This window comes from Streptomyces sp. NPDC030798, from assembly GCF_055572275.1.
In genome coordinates this window covers 232,011-252,563 of sequence record NZ_JBVIDR010000001.1, presented here as the reverse complement: position 1 = coordinate 252,563, position 20,553 = coordinate 232,011, and the positions used below count along the sequence as shown (strand labels likewise).

The 20,553-nt window shown below is 71.6% G+C and carries 17 protein-coding genes and 3 pseudogenes; 9 read left to right on the top strand and 11 right to left on the bottom strand.

The genetic code is table 11. The features are described 5' to 3' along the window. Positions 1–7: 7 nt before the first annotated feature. From ACZ404_RS01145 to ACZ404_RS01135, 3 genes are all read right to left on the bottom strand, one after another. Positions 8–661, bottom strand: a complete 654-nt coding sequence (locus ACZ404_RS01145) for a zf-HC2 domain-containing protein (RefSeq protein ID WP_468435171.1) — start codon at positions 659–661, stop codon at positions 8–10. A 228-nt stretch (positions 662–889) separates the two neighbouring features. Then, positions 890–1,405: a hypothetical protein gene (locus ACZ404_RS01140; protein WP_468435170.1), complete on the bottom strand. Its 516-nt coding sequence runs from the start codon at positions 1,403–1,405 to the stop codon at positions 890–892. A gap of 142 nt (positions 1,406–1,547) precedes the next feature. Next, complete coding sequence (locus tag ACZ404_RS01135; protein WP_468435169.1) at positions 1,548–2,096, bottom strand: sigma-70 family RNA polymerase sigma factor; 549 nt, start codon at positions 2,094–2,096, stop codon at positions 1,548–1,550. A 243-nt stretch (positions 2,097–2,339) separates the two neighbouring features. Here ACZ404_RS01135 and ACZ404_RS01130 point away from each other — a divergent pair, with 243 nt between their 5' ends. After that, positions 2,340–3,500 carry a CapA family protein gene (locus ACZ404_RS01130; protein ID WP_468435168.1) on the top strand — a complete coding sequence of 387 codons (1,161 nt, stop codon included), beginning with the start codon at positions 2,340–2,342 and terminating at the stop codon, positions 3,498–3,500. A gap of 30 nt (positions 3,501–3,530) precedes the next feature. Here the strand turns inward: ACZ404_RS01130 and ACZ404_RS01125 are convergent, their stop codons facing one another. Both ACZ404_RS01125 and ACZ404_RS01120 read right to left on the bottom strand, forming a co-directional pair. Further along, entirely contained in the window at positions 3,531–4,955 is a 1,425-nt protein-coding gene (locus ACZ404_RS01125) for an amino acid permease (protein ID WP_468435167.1), read from the bottom strand. A 51-nt stretch (positions 4,956–5,006) separates the two neighbouring features. Next, positions 5,007–5,963 carry a LysR family transcriptional regulator gene (locus ACZ404_RS01120; RefSeq protein WP_468435166.1) on the bottom strand — a complete coding sequence of 319 codons (957 nt, stop codon included), beginning with the start codon at positions 5,961–5,963 and terminating at the stop codon, positions 5,007–5,009. Positions 5,964–6,086: 123 nt separating this feature from the next. Between ACZ404_RS01120 and ACZ404_RS01115 the strand changes: the two genes are divergently transcribed. Continuing rightward, on the top strand, positions 6,087–7,337 hold the full coding sequence (locus tag ACZ404_RS01115) for an MFS transporter (protein WP_468435165.1): 1,251 nt from the start codon (positions 6,087–6,089) through the stop codon (positions 7,335–7,337). Here ACZ404_RS01115 and ACZ404_RS01110 read toward each other — a convergent pair. Beyond that, on the bottom strand, positions 7,273–7,752 hold the full coding sequence (locus ACZ404_RS01110; protein ID WP_468435164.1) for a universal stress protein: 480 nt from the start codon (positions 7,750–7,752) through the stop codon (positions 7,273–7,275). The two genes, ACZ404_RS01115 and ACZ404_RS01110, sit on opposite strands and share 65 nt — an antisense overlap. 503 nt (positions 7,753–8,255) lie before the next feature. Here ACZ404_RS01110 and lysX point away from each other — a divergent pair. Together lysX and ACZ404_RS01100 are read left to right on the top strand one after the other, a co-directional pair. After that, positions 8,256–11,531, top strand: a complete 3,276-nt coding sequence (gene lysX, locus ACZ404_RS01105) for a bifunctional lysylphosphatidylglycerol synthetase/lysine--tRNA ligase LysX (RefSeq protein WP_468435163.1) — start codon at positions 8,256–8,258, stop codon at positions 11,529–11,531. A gap of 173 nt (positions 11,532–11,704) precedes the next feature. Further along, the gene (locus ACZ404_RS01100) at positions 11,705–12,538 is read left to right on the top strand and encodes a polysaccharide deacetylase family protein (protein WP_468435162.1); all 834 of its coding nucleotides are present in this window, start codon (positions 11,705–11,707) and stop codon (positions 12,536–12,538) included. Positions 12,539–12,577: 39 nt separating this feature from the next. Here the strand turns inward: ACZ404_RS01100 and ACZ404_RS01095 are convergent. After that, positions 12,578–12,934: pseudogene (locus tag ACZ404_RS01095) on the bottom strand (IS982 family transposase); the annotation flags it as partial. A gap of 95 nt (positions 12,935–13,029) precedes the next feature. Between ACZ404_RS01095 and ACZ404_RS01090 the strand changes: the two are divergent. Beyond that, positions 13,030–13,476: pseudogene (locus ACZ404_RS01090) on the top strand (transposase); the annotation flags it as partial. 16 nt (positions 13,477–13,492) lie between these two features. Here the strand turns inward: ACZ404_RS01090 and ACZ404_RS01085 are convergent. The 3 genes from ACZ404_RS01085 to ACZ404_RS01075 all read right to left on the bottom strand — a co-directional run bounded on the left by ACZ404_RS01085 (position 13,493) and on the right by ACZ404_RS01075 (position 15,793). Then, entirely contained in the window at positions 13,493–13,837 is a 345-nt protein-coding gene (locus ACZ404_RS01085; protein WP_468435161.1) for a hypothetical protein, read from the bottom strand. Between the two features lie 317 nt (positions 13,838–14,154). Beyond that, a complete protein-coding gene (locus ACZ404_RS01080) occupies positions 14,155–14,970 on the bottom strand; it encodes an alpha/beta fold hydrolase (protein ID WP_468435160.1) in 816 nt (271 codons plus the stop codon). Positions 14,971–15,127: 157 nt separating this feature from the next. Continuing rightward, positions 15,128–15,793, bottom strand: coding sequence for a DUF4097 family beta strand repeat-containing protein (locus tag ACZ404_RS01075; protein ID WP_468435159.1), 666 nt, complete (start codon positions 15,791–15,793; stop codon positions 15,128–15,130). A gap of 239 nt (positions 15,794–16,032) precedes the next feature. Here ACZ404_RS01075 and ACZ404_RS01070 point away from each other — a divergent pair, with 239 nt between their 5' ends. The 4 genes and pseudogenes from ACZ404_RS01070 to ACZ404_RS01055 all read left to right on the top strand — a co-directional run bounded on the left by ACZ404_RS01070 (position 16,033) and on the right by ACZ404_RS01055 (position 19,510). Then, entirely contained in the window at positions 16,033–16,800 is a 768-nt protein-coding gene (locus ACZ404_RS01070) for a helix-turn-helix domain-containing protein (protein WP_468435158.1), read from the top strand. A gap of 426 nt (positions 16,801–17,226) precedes the next feature. After that, positions 17,227–17,736 (top strand): helix-turn-helix domain-containing protein, encoded by a 510-nt coding sequence (locus ACZ404_RS01065; protein ID WP_468435157.1) that lies wholly within the window; start codon positions 17,227–17,229, stop codon positions 17,734–17,736. 134 nt (positions 17,737–17,870) lie between these two features. Further along, the gene (locus ACZ404_RS01060; RefSeq protein WP_468435156.1) at positions 17,871–18,806 is read left to right on the top strand and encodes a GNAT family N-acetyltransferase; all 936 of its coding nucleotides are present in this window, start codon (positions 17,871–17,873) and stop codon (positions 18,804–18,806) included. 129 nt (positions 18,807–18,935) lie between these two features. Beyond that, positions 18,936–19,510, top strand: a pseudogene (locus ACZ404_RS01055) (hypothetical protein). Positions 19,511–19,560: 50 nt separating this feature from the next. Here the strand turns inward: ACZ404_RS01055 and ACZ404_RS01050 are convergent. Then, complete coding sequence (locus ACZ404_RS01050; RefSeq protein ID WP_468435155.1) at positions 19,561–20,235, bottom strand: class F sortase; 675 nt, start codon at positions 20,233–20,235, stop codon at positions 19,561–19,563. Between the last annotated feature and the right edge of the window lie 318 nt (positions 20,236–20,553).

Here is a 20,553-nt window from a genome sequence, read left to right as displayed (position 1 = left end):
CCCGCGCTCACCGCGGGCTGAGCGAGACCAGCGGCTTGCCGTCGGCTGTGCGCACGTCGTAGCGGGCGATCTGGTCCGGGTGCATGGTGGAGGCGGCCGTCGTCGTGGTCGTACCGGTGTCGTGGCTGCCCACGGTCCAGCCGCTGACGACCTGCTCGGAGCCGTCGCGGCCGACGATCACCAACCGGCAGGAGTGGGGGCCGGAGGCGTCCTTGACCTCCAGGCGCATCCGGCTGCCGTAGTCCCCGTCCTCGGTGGTCACCCGCGCCCACACCCCCGTGCCCGGGTCGGTCGCCGCGGTGACCCGTCCGGCCGGCTCCGGCTGCATGGTGTGGATCATCAGCCCCGGCCCGGCCACGGCCAGCACCACCGAGGCCGCCAGGCCGTACAGCATCCGGCGGCGCCGCGCCCGGTGCCGCTGGGTGATCTCGCCGAGCAGCCGGTCCAGCAGCCGGGGACCGGGCTGCGCCATGGGGTGCACCAAGCGCGGCGTGGCCCGGCGGTACAGCAACAACTGCCGTGTCGTGGGACCGAACTCGGTCACCTGTGCCGCGCACTGAGGGCACTCCATGAGGTGGTCCTCGAAGCGGAAGGCCTCCGCCTCGTCCAGCACGCCGAGCGCGTACGCGCCGACGTCGCGATGCCTTTCCAGGGACCTCATGCCGAATCCTCGTGCCGATGGGTGTGGGTGGGGTTACTCCTTGCTCCCACCCGTACGCAGGCGACCACCGAATCACTCAAGGCGCACACACAATCGTGACCTAGAGATTCGGAGCGGCCCGGCCCGTGGATTGGTCGGATTCCAGAAAATCTCGAAAAGGCTGAACGGGTGGCCCGGCAGCGCCGTAAAAGCGCCGGACAACGCCTCGGAAGAGGCCCCGGAGCGGCCTCAGAAGAGGTGGATGGCCAGGTGCCCCAGCGGCAGTCCGAGCCGCCAGGCCGGCGTCCACACCTTCGGCCCCTCGTCCTCCCCGAACGCCGCGCCACCGCCGGGCACCGCGTCCAGGTCGGGCGCGAGCAGCTCGGTCTCCTCCAGCCAGCGCCAGGCCTCGGCGGCCAGCGCGAGATCCGGCGAGGGCGCCTGGGCGGCGGCCTCCTCGGCGGCCAGCTCCGCCATCCGCTCGCGCACCCACTCCTGCCAGGGCTGGTCGTACGCCGTCAGCGACAGCCAGTTCTCCAGCTGGGAGATCACCCGGATCCCGGAGAGCTCGCCGTCGGTGTCGGACAGGAAGACGGTCAGCGCCAGCGCGTCCCGGCCGGCCCGGAACTCGAAGGACGTCGGCGGCATGAGATCGCCGGTGCGCAGCAGCTCGTCGGCGATGTACTCGGCGTACAACCAGGCCATGGGAACGGCCAGTTCGCCGCCGCCGGTGCCCTCCGTGCCCTCGTGACCTCTGTGCAGCATCCCTTCCTGCCTTCCTCCGGTGCGTGCGCGTCGCCCGAACCCCCGGACCCGGCCCCCGTCCGGAACACGGATGAGGACAGCTGATTGCCCCAACGGGGGTCTCAGCAAGGCGCTTTGCGAAGGCTTTACGTGACCGTGGGTTTCACCGCAGGTCGGCCGCGTATCCGGGCAGGACCCGGCGCAGGGCACGCAGCGCGTAGTAGGCGCGCGACTTCACGGTACCGGGCGGAATCCCCAGGGTGTCCGCGGCCTCCGCCACACTGGCCCCGAGGAAGTACACGAGCACCAGAACGTCACGGTGTTCCGGCGTGAGCCTCTTCACAGCCTCCCGGACGTCGAGCATCGCGGCGGCCCGCTCGGCGTGGTCGGCGGTCACCCGCGCGTTCTCCGGCACCTCGTCGCCGACCTCGGGCGGCCGGGCCTGCCGGGCCCGCCGGGCGTCGATCGCGAGCCGCCGGGCGACGGTCAGCAACCAGGGCCGCACCGAGTCGAAGTCGTCCGCGTGCAGCGCCTCCGGGTGCTGCCAGGCGCGCACCAGGGTCTCCTGCACCAGGTCCTCGGCGCGCTGCCGGTCCCCGTCGCTCAGCCTGAGCAGCAGCGCGAACAGGGGCCCGCCGTGCTCGCGCTGCAGGGCGGCGAGCTCGTGCTCGGCGGTCGTCGTCCCGGGGGGAAGTGTGGTTCCGGCCGTCATGGCCGTATGGCAGCGCAGGGCGCCGCCGCGGGACAGAGCAGGCACAGGGCTCTGCGCCGGACGGTCCGATCCCGTCGGCGAACGGTCGCACGCGCCGCCCGACACCACAGCGGGGACGACGCCGGACGGGCTAATTCGGGCGCCCGGGCCGTTTGCGCCAGGGGCAGGGTTCATACCCATATGCCGTCAAGGTTCTGTCGGTAAATACGACGTCCGTACGTACGACGATCCTGGGGTGAGCTGATGATCGCGCGCAGACACCTGGTGGCGCTGGCCCTGACGGCGATCCTCGCCGCCGCGGCCGCCTGCCATGACCAGGGGCGGCAGGAGGCCGCCGAGGCCGCCGGACCGGGCCGCCCGGCGCCGGCCGTCGACCGCGACTTCACCCTGGTCGCCACCGGTGACGTCTTGGCGAACGCCTCCGTCGCCGAGCGGGCGAACTTCGACGCCCACGGCACCGGCCACGACTTCCGCCCGATGCTCTCCGGCGTCGAGCAGACCGTCCGCGGCGCCGATGTGGCGCTGTGTCACATGGAGAGTGTCTACGGCGCCGACGGCACACCCGCGGACCGTGCCGGTCCACTGGCCCCGCCGCAGATCGCCGACGGCCTCGCCGCGGCCGGCTACGACGGCTGCTCCACCGCCTCCGAACACTCCCTGGACGACGGCCCCGGCGGCATCAGCCGCACCCTGGACGCCATGGACCGGGCCGGCCTGCGGCACACCGGAACGGCCCGCACCGAGGCCGAGGCCCACTCGGTCACCCTGCTCCAGGCGGGCCCCGCCCGGGTCGCGCACCTGTCGTACACCTTCGGCACCGGCCGCCACACACTCCCCGCCGGACAGCCCTGGGCCGTCAACCTGATCGACGTGAACCGGATCGTCTCCGACGCCCGTGCCGCCCGGCTGGCCGGAGCCGACGTGGTCGTCGTCTCGATGCACTGGGGCACCGAGTGGCAGGACGTCCCGGACCAGCTGCAGATCACCCTCGCCCAGCGCCTGACCGCCGCGCAGACCAACGGGCGCCCGGACATCGACCTGATCCTGGGCACCCACGCCCACGTCCCGCAGGCGTACGAGAAGGTCAACGGCACCTGGGTGGTCTACGGCCTGGGCGACCAGATCGCCGGCGAGATGTACAACAACCGGGGCGTGCAGGACTCGCGCGGCAACGAGTCCACCATCGCCCGCTTCACCTTCACCCGGCCCACCCGGCCCGACGGCCGCTGGGCGGTCACCCGGGCCGAGTTCGTCCCGCAGATGTACGACCTCGACGCCGGCCGGGTCCTCGACCTGAACCACGCGATCGCCCAGGGCGCGGACCTGCAGGGCGTGCGCGACCGCATCCGGGACGTCGTCCTCGGCCGGGGTGCCGCCGCGGACGGGCTGGTCATGGCCGACTGACCCGTCCGGCGGCGGCCGCCCCGGCGCCGGTCACTCGGCCGGCCGGCGCGCCGCCAGCGCGGAGTGCCGGTAGGAGTACGCGGCGTAGATCACGCAGCCGACCAGGAACCACACCGCGAACCGCACCCAGGTCTGCCACTGCAGGAAGGTGATCAGCCAGATCGAGAAGAGCACGCCCAGCGCCGGCAGGAACGGCATCCACGGGGTCCGGAAGGTGCGCGGCAGTTCGGGGTGCCGGTAGCGCAGCACGATCACCGCCGTGCACACCACCACGAACGCCAGCAGGATGCCGATGTTGGTGAGCTCGGCCGCCTCCCCGATCGGGATGACCCCGGCGATCAGGGCCGAGGCGACCCCCACGATCCAGGTCACCCGGGTGGGCACGTGCCGGGTCGGGTGCGTCTTGGCGAACCACGGCGGCAGCAGCCCGTCGCGGGACATCGAGAACCACACCCGGGTCACGCCCAGCATGAACGTGAACATCACCGTGAGGATGCCGATGATCGCGCCCACGGCGATCACGTCCGCGAGCCCGTTCAGGCCCACCGACTTGAACGCCGACGAGAAGCCGCTCTCCGGGTCGATGTGCTTGTAGTTCTGCATGCCCGTCAGTACCAGGCAGGCCGCCACGTACAGCACCATCGAGATCACCAGCGAGTAGATGATCGCCTTCGGCATGTGCCGCTGCGCGTCCTTGGACTCCTCGGCCGCCGTGGACATGGCGTCGTAGCCGAACACCGCGAAGAACACCGTCGCCGCACCCGTGAACGCGCCGCTGATGCCGAACGGGAAGAACGGGTGGTAGTTCGCACTGTTGATGTGGAACATCCCCACCCCGATCACCAGCAGCACCACCAGCACCTTCAGCGCGACCACGAACGTCTCGAAGCGGGCCGCGCTGCGGATGCCCAGGTTGAGCAGCCAGGCGATCAGCAGGCACAGCACCATGGCGAACAGGTCGACCCGGTGCCCGGCCCCGGTGCCGGGCGCCCCCAGCATCCAGGCGGGCAGTTTCGCGCCCATCTCCTCGACCAGGAAGCCGAAGTAGCCGGAGATGCCGATGGCGACCACGGCGACGATCGCCGTGTACTCCAGCAGCAGGTCCCAGCCGATGAACCAGCCCGCGAACTCGCCCAGCACCGCGTAGCCGTACGTGTACGCCGAGCCCGCCTTCGGGATCAGCCCGGCGAACTCGGCGTACGACAGCGCGGCGCAGGCGCTCGCGAGGCCCGCGATGAGGAACGACACCAGCACCGCGGGCCCGGCCGTACCGTTGGCCACCGTGCCGGCCAGCGTGAAGATGCCCGCGCCGATGATGCCGCCCACGCCGATCGCGGTGAGCTGCCACAGGCCGAGCGACCGGTCGAGCCGTGCCCCCTGGCCGACCTCGGTCTCCTCGATGTGCTCGATGGGTTTGCGGCGGAGAATCCCTTCACCCGCACGGAGCTTGGCCATGTGCCTCACCTCTTCGCCGACGGCAAACGGCTGACGGCGGATCATGATGTCTCAGGGCCGCCCCGGACGGAAGACGCCACGCTCGGCCCAGGCCGGTGTCCAGGTGCGGACCGCGGCCCGGGCCGGCCCACCGGCGGTCAGGTGGGTGCGCAGGGCGGCCAGGCCCGGGTGCGCGTTGGCCGCGTCCCAGACCAGCGAGTGCGGATAGACGGGGGTCGGGTCGGTCAGCGGGATGCGCCGCAGGTCGTGCCCGGCGGGCCGGCCCAGACGCGTCCGCGCACCGACGAAGGTGGCGAGCGAGGCGGAGTCGGCGACCGCGTCCAGCAGCGCCTCGATGCCGAAGTTGGGCCCGACCGAGTCGACGGTCAGGCCGAACTCGCGGGCCAGCGCCGCGTAGTAGGCGGCCCACTCGGTGCCGTCCACGATGCCCGGCATCCAGATCCGGTGCCCGGCGAGCTGCGCCGGCGTCACCGAGCGGGCACCGGCGAGCGCGTGCCCCCGACCGGTCAGCAGATGCAGCGGCTCGTCCAGCACCCGGGCGGCCAGCAGGCCCTCCGGCAGCCGCGACCCGGGCATGCAGACGGCCCGGAAGGTGGCGTCCACGGTGCCCGAGCGCACGGCGGCCACGGCCGTACCGGCGTCGAACAGGGTGACGACGTCCAGATCGGTCGCGGGGTGGGCCCGGTGGAAGTCGCGCAGCAGGTCGGCGGGCGCGAGCCGCTGGCCGATGACGTCGACGCGCAGGGCGCGCCGGCCGGGCCGTACGGAGGCGGCGGCCCGCTCCGCCGCCAGCAGCAGCTCCCGGGCGTACGGCAGGAACGCCTGCCCGTCGGCGGTCGGCTCCGCGCCCCGCGCGGTGCGCCTGAACAGCAGGACGCCGAGGTCCTTCTCCAGGGCCGCGATCCGCTTGGAGACCGCCTGCTGGGTGACGCCGAGGCAGGCGGCGGCCTCCTGGAACCGGCCCGCGTCCGCCACCGCGACGAAGGTGCGCACGCCCTTCAGATCCACGCCGCCATCGTAGTCCCGTCGACCTACAACCACCGGTTGTGGCCATGCTGCCGCCGGTTGTTTGCCCCGGCGGCCACCTGCCCGCTTTCATGTCCGGGGTCCGACGGGGAGGGAAGGGTGCGCATGGGTCTGGGGCGGCAGTTCGGGTGGCTGTGGGCCGCGTTCGGCGTCAGCACCCTCGGCACCTGGCTGGCCTTCGACGCCCTCCCGCTGATCGCGGTCCGCGTCCTGCACGCCGGGTCCGCCGAGGTGGCGCTGCTCGCCTCGGCCGGACTCGCGGTGGGCGCGGTGGCGGCGGTGCCGCTCGGGCCCTGGGTGGAGTTCCGGCGCAAACGGCCGGTGATGATCGGCGCGGACCTGCTGCGCTGCCTGGCGATGCTCAGCGTCGCCGTCGCCTACGTGCTCGGCGTGCTCGGCTTCGCCCAGCTGCTCCTCGTCTCCGTCGTCGTCGCGACCGCCGACATCACCTTCCGGACGGCCTCCGGCGCCCACCTCAAGAGCCTGGTGCCGCCCGGCGGGCTGCTCGCCGCCAACGGCAGGTTCGAGTCGACCACTTGGACCGCCACCGTGCTCGGGCCCCCGCTCGGCGGAGCCGCGATCGGTCTGTTCGGGCCGGTGACGACGGTGGCGGCCGACGCCGTCAGCTACCTGCTGTCCGCGCTCGGCATCCGCGCGATCGGCACGGACGAGCCACGCCCGGTGCGCGCCGGCGCGGAGCGGACGCGCGTCGCGGACCTGCTGGAGGGCTGGCGGCACCTGCTCACCAGCCCGGTGCTGCGCCCGCTGTTCCTGAACACGGTCCTGGTCAACGCCCTCATCATGGCGACGTCGCCGCTGCTGGCCGTCCTCATGCTCGGCCCGCTCGGCTTCCCGCCCTGGCAGTACGGCCTCGCCTTCGCCGTGCCCTGCCTCGGCGGCCTGCTCGGCTCCCGCCTGGCCCGCCCGCTGGTCACCCGCTACGGCAGGCGCCGGGTGCTGCTCACCACGGGGGTGCTGCGCGCCTGCTGGTCGCTCGGGCTGGCGCTGATCCGCCCCGGCGTGCCCGGGCTGGTCCTCGTCATGGCGGTCGAACTGGGCCTGATCACCTGCGCCGGCATCTACAACCCGGTCCTCGCCACCGAGCGGCTGGAGCTGACGCCCTCCGACCGGGCCGCCCGCACCCTGTCCGCCTGGACGGTCACCAGCAAGGCCGCCACCGCGGCCCTGACGGCCCTGTGGGGGCTGCTGGCCGCGGTCACCGGGCCGCGCACGGCGATCGCGCTGGCCGGAGCGCTGCTCCTCGCGACGCCGCTGCTGCTGCGCGGGCACCCTACGGAACGACCGTCACCGGCCATCGCCCCGCCTTCACCAGCCGCACCGCCACCGAGCCGATGATGCGGTGCCCGGCCTGCTCCGAGGCGCCCACCACCACCGCGTCCGCCTTGAGTTCGTCGGCCGCCTTCACCAGGCCGTTGTAGGGGTCGCCGCGGAAGGTGTGGAACTCCCAGCGCACCTCGAATATCCCCTTGAGGCGCTCCGCCGACTCCCGGATGTAGGTCACCAGGTCCTCGGCGATCGCGTCGGTCGTCTCCGCCACCGGCGCGCCCATCGCCGCCCCCGCCGCCAGCACCGGCTGCACGTACACCACGGCCAGCAGGGCGTGCTGCCGGCGCGCCAGCCCGGCCGCGTACGCGGCGGCCCGCAACGAGGAGTCGGACCCGTCCACGCCGACCACGATCACCTTCGGCCCGTCCGTACCGCGCTCGAACCGATGGGCATGCTGCTCATGGTGCTCATGCTCTTCCGTCACGCGCCGAGGCTATCGGAAGGGGCCGCTCCGCCAGGAGGACGGGCGAGGGCGGGAGCGGTTCCTCACCTGCGGCACCGCGTCGCAGGGTCGCCGTGTCGCGGGAGGGGTCTGGTGCGCCGGGGCGGGCACGTCACGGTGCCCGGGGGTGGCCGGTTCGCGGGCCCTGGCGGTGCGTGCTGTGCCGCGCCTGGTGGGGGAGCCGGGGTCGACGGGTGCCGGCGCTGGGTCCCGGGCGGGGCCCGGGGCTCGGAGCGCGGCCCGCGGGTCCTCCGCCGGGGAGGCGGCCGTGCCCGTGCCGGTGATGAGCGCCGGACGTGGCTCAGCCCCAGGGCGTAGGCCTTCCGCAGGTCCTCCACCGGACGGCGATCGTGCGTCGGGTGGGGCGTCTCGGCGTGGGCGAGCCGGCCTGCCTCGATCGTGCCGCGAATCGCCCGGTGTCCCCGCCCTCCGGGGCTGGGGCGTTCGACGGGCGGCGCGGGTCCGTGGTTCCTAGAGTCGGAACCATGACCGCCACCGCCGAGGCCGCACGCAGGGATGCCGCGGGTGGGACACGCCCGGCCGCCGGTGGACGTCTCGGGTGGGTGCCCGAGGCCTTCGGGACCCTCTTCGCCTCGCTCGGCCTGCTGTGCGCCCTGCTCGCCGTCATCGCCCCGCTGCGTCTCCTCCTCCACCCGCTGGTCCGCACCCTCGACCTGCTGCTCGTCCCCATCAGCGCCAACCTCGCCTACGCCGTCTTCCTGTTCCTGCTGGCCGGCGCCACCGCAGCCCGCAAGAGGATCGCCTGGTGGCTGGTCGTCGTCTACCTCGGCCTGCTCGTCCTGGACGACGTCCTCGGCGTGGCCCTCGGCCTCTACGCCGAGTCGGTGCCGTCCCTCGTGCTGTGCGGCCTCCTGCTGGCCCTGCTGGTCGTCGCCCGCGGCGAGTTCTACGCCGCCTCCCGCCACGGCGCCGTATGGCGGGCGCTGGCCGTGCTCCTGGCCGGGCTCGTCGTCGCCATCCTGCTGGGCTGGGGCCTGGTCATGCTCTTCCCGGGCTCCCTGCCCCAGGGCCAGCACCTGGCCTGGGCCGCCGACCGGGTGTGCGGCGGCCTGGTGTCCAACAGCGCCTTCGACGGCCGCCCGCCCCGCCCGGTCACCTTCCTGCTCGGCCTGTTCGGCGCCCTCGCCCTGCTGAACGCCGCCGCCGCGCTGTTCCGTTCACAGCGCCTGGAGGCGGCCCTGCACGACGACGAGGAGGCCCGCATCCGCGCCCTGCTGCGGGCGTACGGCGATCAGGACTCGCTCGGCTACTTCGCCACCCGCCGCGACAAGGCCGTCGTCTTCTCCCCGAGCGCCAAGGCCGCCGTCACCTACCGCGTCGAGGCCGGCGTCTGCCTCGCCAGCGGCGACCCCGTCGGCGACCGCGAGGCCTGGCCGCACGCCATCGCCGCCTGGCAGGACGTGGCCCGCCGGCACGCCTGGGCGCCCGCCGTCATGGGCGCCTCCGAGGACGGCGCCCGCGCCTACGCCCGCGCCGGACTCGGCGCCCTCCAGCTCGGTGACGAGGCGATCCTGCACATCCCCGGCTTCGACCTGAACGGCCGGGACATGCGCGTCACCCGCCAGGCCGTGCACCGGGTCCGCCGCACCGGCGCCACCTGCCGCATCCGCCGCCACGCCACGCTCACCGAGCACGAGATGCAGGAGATCGTCCGCAAGGCCGACGCCTGGCGCGACACCGAGACCGAACGCGGCTTCTCCATGGCGCTGGACCGGCTCGGCGACCCCGCCGACGGCGACTGCCTGCTCGTGGAGGCCATCGGCGAGGACGGCCGACTCCTCGCGCTGCTCTCCTTCGTGCCCTGGGGACGCGACGGCATCTCCCTGGACCTGATGCGCCGTGACCGCGCCGCACCCAACGGCGTCATGGAGTTCATGGTCGCCGAACTGTGCGCGGCCGCCGCCAAGCTGGGCGTGCACCGGATCTCGCTGAACTTCGCCGTCTTCCGCTCCGTCTTCGAGGAGGGCGCCCGCATCGGCGCCGGACCCGTGCTGCGGCTCTGGCGCCGCCTGCTGCTGTTCTTCTCCCGCTGGTGGCAGCTCGAGGCCCTCTACCGCTCCAACGCCAAGTACCACCCGGAGTGGTACCCGCGCTTCATCTGCTACGGCGAGACCGCCTCTCTCGCCCGCATCGGCCTGGCCTCCGGCATCGCCGAGGGGTTCGTCTCCGTACCTTCCCTGCGCAAACTCTGGGGAAAGGGGCACCCGAAACCGGGGCAGCGGCCCGCCACCACGGCGGGCCTGCCGTCCCTGACGGCGCTCGGCCTCGACGGAGGGGACCAGACCGGGCCCGTGGCCCCGGACGCGGGCCTGCCCGACCAGGTCCGCGTCCGGCACCGCACCCTGGACCGGCTGCGCGCCACCGGCACCGACCCCTACCCGGTGGGCGTCCCCGCCCCCACCCACGCCCTCGCCGCCGTCCCGCGGGGCGAGGACGTCACCGTGGCCGGACGCATCATGCTGGTCCGCGACTTCGGCGGCCTCGTCTTCGCCGTGCTGCGCGACTGGTCCGGGGACCACCAGCTCGCCCTCACCCGCGACGCCTCCGGGGCCGCCCTCGACCGGTTCCGCGCCGACACCGACATCGGCGACCACGTCACCGCCACCGGCCGCGCGGGCCTCAGCGAGAAGGGCGAGCCCACCGTCTTCGTCACCTCCTGGCAGCTCACCGGAAAATGCCTGCGCCCGCTGCCCGACAAGCGCCGCGGCCTCACCGACCCCGAGGCCAAGGTCCGCCACCGCTACCTCGACCTGGCCACCAGCCCCGACGCCCGCCGGGCGATCCGCGCCCGCTCCGCCGCCGTACAGGCGCTGCGCCAGGGCCTGCTGGACCGCGGCTACCTCGAGGTCGAGACCCCGATGCTGCAGCAGATCCACGGTGGCGCCAACGCCCGTCCCTTCACCACCCACAGCAACGCCTACGACCTCGACCTGTACCTGCGCATCGCCCCCGAGCTGTACCTGAAGCGGCTGTGCGTCGGCGGCCTGGAGAAGGTGTTCGAACTGGGCCGCACCTTCCGCAACGAGGGCGTCTCCTACAAGCACAACCCCGAGTTCACCATGCTGGAGGCCTACCAGGCGTACGCCGACTACGACGTGATGCTCGACCTCGCCCGCGAGCTGATCCAGGGCGCCGCGACCGCCGCGTTCGGCGCCCCCGTCGTCCGCAAGGACGGCCAGGAGTACGACATCTCCGGGATCTGGCCGGTCAAGACGGTGCACGGCGCGCTCAGCGAGGTGCTGGGGGACGAGATCGGGCCCGGCACCGAACTGCTCCGGCTGCACCGGCTGTGCGACCGCACCGGGGTGCCGTACACCGCCGACGACGGCCCCGGCGACATCGTCCTGGAGATGTACGAGCGGCTGGTGGAGGAGCGCACCGGGCCGCCCACCTTCTACAAGGACTTCCCGACCGACGTCTCGCCGCTGACCCGACAGCACCGCACCGACCCGCGGCTCGCCGAACGCTGGGACCTCGTTGCCTTCGGCACCGAACTCGGCACCGCCTACTCCGAGCTGACCGACCCGGTCGAACAACGCCGCCGCCTCACCGCGCAGTCCCTGCTGGCCGCGGGTGGCGACCCCGAGGCCATGGAACTCGACGAGGACTTCCTCGACGCCCTCGAGTACGCGATGCCCCCGACCGGCGGCCTCGGCCTGGGCGTCGACCGCCTCGTCATGTTCCTCACCGGTCTGACGATCCGGGAGACCCTGCCCTTCCCCCTGGTCCGCCGCCGCTAGGGCCTGTCTGACAATTGGCGTCGTTGCCCGAAGGGCGGCAGACGGGAATTGTCGGACAGACCCTAGGGGTCAAACCTGCCCAGGGTGGTGGGTGTGGGCCGATCGGGTGCTTTCCGGCCGCCGCACCGGTGTCGTTGTGGTGCGCCGGTGGCCTGCCGGGCGACTGATGAGTCATGCAGAAGGATCAGTTGTTCACCCGGCGCCGGATGCTGCTGGCCGGTGCCGCCCTCGGGGCCGCGGGGACCGCTGGAGCCGTCCTGGCGGCCGACGGGGACGAGCCGGCCCACACCGCCGACCCGGTCCCCGGACCGCAGGCCCGGCAGGAGCTCAAGTCCTCCGCCTTCCGGCTCCAGCCGCTCACCGGCTACGGCCCGCCCCGGGCCGCACCGCACAGGCTGAAGGTGCGTCACGAGCCCATCATGAGCATCTCCGGGCGCGGCCGGCACATGATGCTGACGTTCGACGACGGCCCCAACCCGGAGTACACCCCGCACATCCTGGACACCCTCGCCCGCTACCACGTACGGGCGATGTTCTTCGTGTGCGGGGAGTGCGTCGTCGTGAACCGGGAACTGCTCGCCCGGATGGCGGAGGAGGGACATGTCGTGGGCAACCACACCTGGACGCATCCGCTGCTGACCACCCTCGACCGGAGAGAGATCCGCTCAGAGATGGGGCGGACCAGCGACGCCATCGAGGACGCCTACGGGGAGCGCCCGCAGTGGTTCCGCGCCCCGTACGGTGCCTGGAACCGCGCCGCCTTCCAGCTCGGCGCCGAGATGGGCATGGAGCCGATGGCCTGGACCGTCGACAGCCTCGACTGGACCACTCCGGGCAAGCGCACCATCGTCGACCGCATCGAGAACGGCGCCGCCCCCGGCGTCGTGGTGCTCTCCCACGATGCCGGGGGCGACCGTTCGCAGACCGTCCGCGCGATCCGCGAATGGCTGCCGCATCTGCTCGACTCCGGCTATCACTTCACCGTGCCGCGCCGCCGGCTCTCCTGACGGCCATGTGGTCCCCTGGATGAGTAGTTCCGATGTGGCTCAGTGGTCGTAGGCGGTCAGTGAGCGAGTGATGGGTGCGCCGATGGTGCGGTTGTGCCAGATGGCGCAGGTCATGGTCCGGCCGCCGTGTTGTTCCAGGTCGAGCTGGCCCTTGAGGGTGTCGTTGACCGACTCGATCAGCTGCCGCACCGTCTTGAGCAGGTCTTCTCGGGGGCGTGGGGTGCCGCGGTTGCGGGAGGACGGTCGCAGCAGGCTGATGCTGCGGGCGGCCAGGAAGCGGTCGAGTTCGGCGGCGATGCAGCCCTTGTCGGCCAGGATGAGCAGGCCGGGTCGGTCGGCGGCCAGGTGCGGTTCGTTGTCGATCAGGGCGGCCAGGACCTGCCGCTCGTCGATCTTCTGGGTTCTAACGGTCGTTGCAACACCTCAGCTCAGAGGTGGCAGTGGACATCGAATTTCGTGGGATCCGAAGGCCCCAGGGCAACCAGCCGTTGATCCGACGCGAACTGACCCGGGCCCTGCGCACTGGACGCGCCAGGCGGCTCCCTCGCCGCCTGGCCGACCGCCGACGCTCTCGAGCCGTCAAGAACATGGCCATGATCAGCCAGCGGCCGGCCGAGGCAGTCGACCGGGCGGTCCCCGGGCACTGGGAGCGACCTGATCCTCGGCCGCAAGAAGCACTCCGCGATCGCCACCCTGGTCGAGCGCAGCACCCGTTACCTGATGCTGGTCCACCTGCCCGACGGCTACAACTCAGCAGCCGTGCGCGACGCCCTCATCACCACCGTCAACTTCTGCAACCCCGGCAGTCCGTGGCAGCGCGGCTCGAACGAGAACACCAACGTCCTGCTGCGCAGTATTTTCCCAAGGGCACTGACCTTTCGGTCCATCCTCGTGAGCACCTTGATGCGGCAGCGGCGGAGTTGAACAGCCGCCGTTGACGGCTTCTCCGTCGTATTACTTGGGGTCCTCGCTCTCCCACGGGTAGACGAAGAGGCCAGGCCGGACGCCCCATGCGTTGAGCACAGTGATCAGTTCGGACTCGTCCGTGGCGTCAGCGGACCCGATGAGGACTGCTCCGATGTCGTAGTCGAAGCCGTCGATGCGTGCGCGGTCGTACTCCCAGTGCTCAAGGTGGAAGCTGCGTTCAGCGTCGCTGTGAACCCATCCCTCGCCCTGTGCCTGGGCGTCGGGATGGCTCTTGTTGGGGCGGACGTCCACAAACGCCTGGCGGCCCGGCTTCGATGCTGGGACTTCCGCAACGAGCCTCCTGCCGAGGCGGAGTGCGCTCAGTTTGTCCACGGGCCAGCTTGATCCGTCATTCATGAAGCTTCATTCTGGCCCGGCCACCCAAGGACGAGTAGCGCGGCCAGGCGATGACTTCTGGTCGACAACGTGCGGCGGCACGTCGTTCAAAGAGGGCATGCCATGTGAGCCGGCATGATCGCGGCGATCTCATGGATGCCGAGTGGGAACGGCTACGGACGCACCTGCCTCCGGGGCCAGATCCGCCAGGCGTACCCGCGACGGCCAGGAGGACCAGCCCGCCGCGCTCGTCCTGGTCCTCAACGCCGTCGTGCTGGACGCTGCCTGGCTGACCGGGAGTCCGCTGGTCGTCTTCAGCGCCCCCGGCGGTCGAGGGCGGCGACCTCGCGTACGGCCTTGGCGATGGACGGGAAGTCCTTCTTGAGGATCGCACCGTGGTTGCTGGCGACCTTCGCGCCGATCTGGATGTTCGGGTTGCGTGCGGTCACCGCATCAAGGCTGGTGCGTATCCGTTCCTGCTCGTCACCGCGGCTTCCGAAGGACGTCCCCGAAGCGACCACATACCGCACCGGGACGGTGATGTCGTCCAGCACGGGGCCCAGCTCGCGTTCGCGGGAGAGCCTGCCGAGCTCGATGTTGCTGTTCGCCTGCTGTTCGGCGGTCATCCGCGGGGCCAGGCCCGTCGGGCGCAGCAGCGGCAGGAACCAGCTCATCCGCCGGAACAGCTTCCGGATCCGCTGCTCCATGGCCTCGTCGAGCCAGTCGTACGGGAACGCGCCGTCGACGAGGACCGCGCCCAAGGCGCGCTCCGGATTGCGGTCGGCCCAGTGCGCCCCGACGACCGCCCCGTAGGACCAGCCCACCACCAGCGCCCGGTCCACACTCCTGGCCGCGAGGACGGCATCGACGTCCCGGACGGCTGCCTCGAAGGAATAGTCCGCCGAACGCTTCGATGCGCCGCGGGCCCGTTCGTCGTAGGTGATGTGCCGCCACCCCGTCCCCAGGTCAGCGATGACCCGTCGCCAGTACCCCTGGGTGGCGAACTGGCCGTTGAGGTAGACCACAGGGACACCGGGACCGCCGGTGTCGGTGACGGCCAGGGCCGTATCGTCGACCGGCACCATGCCGGTCCACTGCGAGCGGGTGGAGGAAGTGCTGTTCTTCGTCATGTCTTTCCCCTGGTCGCGTAAGAGCGTCTTGTACGGCTTCTCCGGGCCCTGCGCGTGGATCGCAGGCCCCTCTCGGACGGACGGCCGGGTCCTCGGCGACGACCGACAGGATCGCGGTCGCGGTGGGCCCGGCCGGATGGTCCTGGATTCCGCTCCCTCAGAGGCTGCGGGCGGTGATGTCGCCGTGGGAGGTGGTGGCACGGATGTCGAGTTCGGTGGTGCCGTCGTTCTTGAGGGCGTTGCTGACGCGGCCGTAGTTGGTGTCAGCGTCCAGGGCGGCCGAGACGCCGGCGGCGGCGCCGACCGAGATGTCGCCGGACTGGGTGCGGAGCACGACCGTGCCGCGCACAGCCTCGGCGATCCGGATGTCCCCCCTTGCGGTGCTGATCTCCGCGGAGCCGCCCAGCCGGCCGACCTCGACGTCGCCGTCGACCGCGGTGAGACGGACGCTCGCGGCCTCGTCGATCTTGATCTGGCGGTACGCGCCTTCGAAGGCGACATCGCCGAGCCGGCCGACACCGCGGAGCTCGGCGCTCGCGGCCCTGGCCTCGACGCGGGAGCCGGCGGGCAGTTGGACCGTCACCTCGACGGATCCGGAGTTGCCGAGGATCCGGTTCTTCGCTTTCGGGGTCTCGATCCGCAGGACGCCCTCGTTGTAGGTGACCTCGACCTGCTCCGCCGCCTTCACATCGCGGCTCTTGGCGGCGCTGGCGGGCCGGACATCGACCGTGGTGTCGGCCCGGTCGGCCGCGATGAACTGGATACGTCCCGCAGGGATGTCGAGGACGGCGGAGACCGGGGCGGGGGTGGCGAACTTCTGCATCGTGCGCTCCTTGGGTTCTTCGTTTCCGATGACAGAAACGCTACGTTGCATTCAAATATTCGGCAACACGCTCTTTGCTTTACGCCGCTAAACCAGCAGTTCAGAGCACAATAATCGTTGCAACGACTTGAACAGCAACGCAACACCCCCTAGTCGGATCATTGCAATGAGTTGACGGTGAAGGCTATGCTGCAACCACCAGGGACCACGAAAGACCACGCACCACGAAGGGGACCGCGATGCCGGGAGGCAGGCTCACCCAGCAGGAACGCCAGCAGATCGCGCTGGGACTGGCCGACGGCCTCGCCTACGCGGAGATCGCCAGAGGCCTCGACCGCCCGACCTCGACCGTCACTCGCGAGGTCATGCGCAACGGCGGCCCCACCGCCTACCGTGCCGATCTCGCCCACCGTGCCACCGAGCGCCGCGCGCGCCGACGCAGGCCGGCCGCACCCCGTGATGCGACGATGCCCCCGGCGGCCCATGGACGCGACGCCGAGGCGGTGCGCGAGTACGAGGAGACGCTTACCACCGTCTTCATAGGCTCGGGCACGCCCAAGATGATGGCCCGGGTCATGGCCTGCCTCTGCACCAGCGACGCGGGCAGCCTCACCGCGTCCGAACTCGTCCAGCGCCTCCAGGTCAGCCCGGCGTCCATCTCCAAGGCGATCACGTTCCTGGAGAGCCAGGACCTCGTTCGCCGGGGACGCGACGAACGCCGCCGCGAGCGCTACGCCATCGACGACGATGTCTGGTACCAGGCCATGATGGCCAGCGTCCGCTCCACCGCCCAGGTCGCCGAGACCGCCCGCCAAGGCGTCGGCATTCTCGGCCCCGGCACCCCGGCTGCCGTCCGCCTGGAGAACACCGCCCGCTTCCTCGACTACGTCTCCGAAAGTCTCGCCCGCGCCGCCGACCAGGCCCGCGACGTCCTCCACACGAAACCCGGAACAACCTCGAACGACACCGCCCAACCAAGCCCGGACCAGCGGGATCAAGCGGGTTGATCGTGTCGGCGTCCGCGGACGGGATCCAGAGCGGCTGAAGGAGTCAGGACTGCCCGGGGTCCAGGCAGACGTCACGGATCCGGACGCGCTCGCCCGGGCCGTCGACGAGGCGGCTGAGCGGATGGGCGGGCTCGACCTGCTGGCGGTCGATGCCAGCGGTGCGTTGTGGTCGTACTCGACCGGAGCCGACTCGGTGGCATCAGGCACCCGACCTCGTCTCGCCCAGCCGAAGGGGCCGAAGACCGCCTCCAGCCCCGCTCGCTGACCCGGCCTGAGGCGAGGAGCAGCCTCGACGAGTACGTCCGAACCCGCCTGAGCCGCGGTGCGTGCGCATCCCCGCGATCGTTCCGTTTACAGAACGTTCTGTTTGTGGAACGCTGGGCGCGTCACAACAAAGCATCACCGGCGCTGTAGGGGTGGAAAGCTGTGGAACTGGCCCAGGAGGTGGGCGAGCGGCTGCGCCGTCTGCGGCAGGACGGCGGCCTGTCGCTGTCGGAACTGGCCCGCCGCTCCGGCGTCGGCAAGGGCACGCTCTCGGAACTGGAGACCGGCCGGCGCAATCCGACCCTGGAGACGCTGTACGCGCTGACCACGGCCCTCGGGGCGCCGCTCAGCACGGTCGTCGGCCCCGCCCCGGTGCAGGGCGCGGCGGTGCACGCGGTGCTGACGGACCGCGTGCAGGACGCGGCTGCGGTGTCGGAGGTGTATCGCATCCGCATTCAGAGCGGCGCAGTGCAGCGCTCGGCCGCTCATGCGCGGGGCACGGTGGAGCACTTGCTGGTCTTCAGTGGCACGGCGCGGGTTGGTCCCGCCTCCGCTCTGCTCGAGGTGGGCCCGGGCGGCCACGCCCGGTGGGCGGCGGATGTACCGCATCAGTACGAGGCGGTGGGGACGGATGTGGAGGGGGCGTTGGTGGTGCGCTACCCGGTGGAATGAGCTGCCTGCGCCGCACCGCACCGCGCCAGGCCACGACCACCGCCGATGGGCCGTGGGATCGCCTGCCGGTGCCACTGGGTGGCGATTTCACGCAAAGGCGGCCACGTCATCGAGAGACAGGACGATCCCAGTACATGCTTGTACGTATAGCGCGTCCAGACGAACTACCTGCCCTCGTCCAGCACGCCGACCAGCCCGAGCGCAACGCCGGGACGGCCGCCTACCTCACCGACCTACTTGCCAAGAAGTGCACCCGGCCGGAGTGGTGCCTGGTCGCGGAGGACGAGACCGGTCGGCTCACCGCGGCCACCGCGCTGTGGACCCTCCCCGGGAACGACGTTCCGATGGCCCTGGTGCTCCTTGAGACACCGTGGGACGAACCCGGCCTGGTCACCGGCCAGGCCCTGCTGGCCGAGGCCGTCGCCCTGGCCGGCTCGCTCGGCGCCACGGAGCTGGAGCACGTCACCGACTCGCCGGCGCAGCCGCCGCAGTACCAGGCGGAGCCGGAACGGCGCGCCGAACTTCTCCGTCTGGCGGGCTTCGAGCGGGCCCGAGACGGTCGCCGCTTCCGCCGCCGCTCCGGGGTAGAACTCACTTCGAACGATGACCGATTGACCTGGCACTCCCTGCCCAGTCTGGGCCGTGAGCCGTTCATCGCTCTCCTCGCCGAGGCGCTGCCGACCAGCGCCGACGCCCAACTCGCCGCCAGGGTCGCCCGGCATGGCGCCCGGCGTGCCGCGGAGAGCCTCTTCGCGGACATGGAGGAGTTCTCGTACGAGCCCTCGTGGTGGGAAATCGGCTACGCTCCGGACGGCACGCCGGCTGCCCTCAGCCTCCCCGCCCGAAACCCCTCGACCGCGGTGATCGGGCTGGTGGCTGTGTCTCCCGCCTGCCGCGGCAACGGCTACGCGACGGCGGTGGTGGCCCGCGGCACGCGGCTACTGGTGGAAGCGGGCGCCGAGGAGATCCGTGGCGACTGCGACGCGGGCAACATCGCCATGATCATGGCTTTCGAACAGGCAGGCTACGAGAACTTCGCCGACCGCCAGGAGTTCACCCGCCGGTTGTGAGCGGGGGCCGCTCCCGCGCCGTGACGAATACTGAGCGCCCCTCCCGACCCCGGTGGGTAGGGCCAGTACTAGACGATCAGTTCCGAATGCGGGGTTCACGGACGCGGGGAGGGTGTCCAACATCGGGTTGTGACGACCGAGTTGGACACCCTCTTGACCGCACTGTACGTGCACATCGACGACCGCTTGAAGACCCCGCGCCGGCGTGGCCGACCGCCGAAGCTGACCGACGCGGAGCTGGTCACCCTGGCCGTGGCCCAGGCCATGCTGGGCTTCCACTGCGAGGCCCGCCGGCTGCGCCTCGCCCACGCCCACCTGCACGGCCTGTTCTAGTCAGCGGACAGCGATCCGTGGCTGGACCCCGTGTGGATCGTGGACTCCACGCCCGTCGAGTGCGCCCGCTCGCCTGAGACCGTCCAGCGCTCCGACCTGACCGGATGGGCCGGCTACGGCTACTGCCAAGATCGACGAGCGGCAGGTCCTGGCCGCCCTGATCGACAACGAACCGCACCTGGCCGCCGACCGACCCGGCCTGCTCAAACACCCTCAAGGGCCGGCTCGACCTGGAACAACACGCCGGCCGGACCATCGAAGGCGTCGGTGTCCGAGTGGCCCAGCGGATCCTGGCCATGACCTGCGCCATCTGGCACAACCGCACCATCGGCGCACCCATCACTCGCTCACTGACCGCCTACGACCACTGAGCCACATCGGAACTACTCATCCAGCGGTTCGTCCGCCCGGTGACGGCACCTCAGGCGCCCGCCACCAGGCGGGCGAAGACGACCACGTTCCCGTCGTAACCGTTCTGCTTCGAGAAACCGCCGCCGCAGGTGATCACCCGCAGTTCCGGTGTGCCCTTCGAGCCGTAGACCCGGTCGCCGGGGAAATCGGCCTTCGCGAAGACCTCGACGCCGTAGATCTCGAACACCGCGGTCCTGCCGTCCTGGCGCAGGACCTCGATCCGGTTCCCCTTCTTCAGGGCCCCGAGGCCGTAGAACACCGCGGGCCCCTGCTTGTTGTCGACATGCCCGACGACGACCGCCGTGCCCTTCTCGCCGGGGGAGACGGCGCCGGTGAACCAGCCGGCCAGATTGGCGTTGTCCGGCGGCGGGGCACCGACCCAGCCGTTCGCGTCGAGGCCGACGGGGATGACCGGCGCGTCCACCTGGATCGCGGGGATCCGGACCCGGTCGGGCTGGGAGAACGGCAGGGCGGCGGCGGCAGCGGACGCGGTCGGGGCGGGGGTGACGCGGCTGTCCGGCGCGGCGGCCGACGCGGGTTGCGGCGGGCCGACGTCGAACTCCCCCGAACCGTTCCGCAGGAGAGCGAGACCGGTCAGCAGAAGGAGCGCTATCACCCCCCACGGCGCGCGCTTCCTCCGCCGTTCCTCCTCTTCGGCCAGCTCGGCCAACTCGGACGCATACATTCGCCTTCCCTTCTCGGCGCGGCCTCACCTCGTCCCTCGCGCATGGGAAAACGCTAAGTCCCGCGCGGACGGTGGGCGACGCCGTCGGCGGGCGAACGGGTGGCCCGGCGGCCTTTCGGTGCGCCATCCGAGTTGCAGCCGAGAGGAATTTTCTGACGGTCCGTGACCTGCGGCAATATCCGATTGTGTGCTTTTCTCGCGGCGTGTCCGCTCACCAGGACGGACCATTCTCGACATGCGGGCGTGTTCCGCGCGCCCGAGTGTCGTGTCAGGAGGTGCTTTCTCGCCGATCGACCCGGGTACGGGACCCGGGGTGCC

Excerpts from the sequence above, each read along its gene's own strand:
- ACZ404_RS01145 (WP_468435171.1), bottom strand. The coding sequence starts at position 661 with ATGAGGTCCCTGGAAAGGCATCGCGACGTCGGCGCGTACGCGCTCGGC.
- ACZ404_RS01140 (WP_468435170.1), bottom strand. The coding sequence starts at position 1,405 with ATGCTGCACAGAGGTCACGAGGGCACGGAGGGCACCGGCGGCGGCGAA.
- ACZ404_RS01135 (WP_468435169.1), bottom strand. The coding sequence starts at position 2,096 with ATGACGGCCGGAACCACACTTCCCCCCGGGACGACGACCGCCGAGCAC.
- ACZ404_RS01130 (WP_468435168.1), top strand. The coding sequence starts at position 2,340 with ATGATCGCGCGCAGACACCTGGTGGCGCTGGCCCTGACGGCGATCCTC.
- ACZ404_RS01125 (WP_468435167.1), bottom strand. The coding sequence starts at position 4,955 with ATGGCCAAGCTCCGTGCGGGTGAAGGGATTCTCCGCCGCAAACCCATC.
- ACZ404_RS01115 (WP_468435165.1), top strand. The coding sequence starts at position 6,087 with ATGGGTCTGGGGCGGCAGTTCGGGTGGCTGTGGGCCGCGTTCGGCGTC.
- lysX (WP_468435163.1), top strand. The coding sequence starts at position 8,256 with ATGACCGCCACCGCCGAGGCCGCACGCAGGGATGCCGCGGGTGGGACA.
- ACZ404_RS01100 (WP_468435162.1), top strand. The coding sequence starts at position 11,705 with ATGCAGAAGGATCAGTTGTTCACCCGGCGCCGGATGCTGCTGGCCGGT.
- ACZ404_RS01080 (WP_468435160.1), bottom strand. The coding sequence starts at position 14,970 with ATGACGAAGAACAGCACTTCCTCCACCCGCTCGCAGTGGACCGGCATG.
- ACZ404_RS01075 (WP_468435159.1), bottom strand. The coding sequence starts at position 15,793 with ATGCAGAAGTTCGCCACCCCCGCCCCGGTCTCCGCCGTCCTCGACATC.
- ACZ404_RS01070 (WP_468435158.1), top strand. The coding sequence starts at position 16,033 with ATGCCGGGAGGCAGGCTCACCCAGCAGGAACGCCAGCAGATCGCGCTG.
- ACZ404_RS01060 (WP_468435156.1), top strand. The coding sequence starts at position 17,871 with ATGCTTGTACGTATAGCGCGTCCAGACGAACTACCTGCCCTCGTCCAG.
- ACZ404_RS01050 (WP_468435155.1), bottom strand. The coding sequence starts at position 20,235 with ATGTATGCGTCCGAGTTGGCCGAGCTGGCCGAAGAGGAGGAACGGCGG.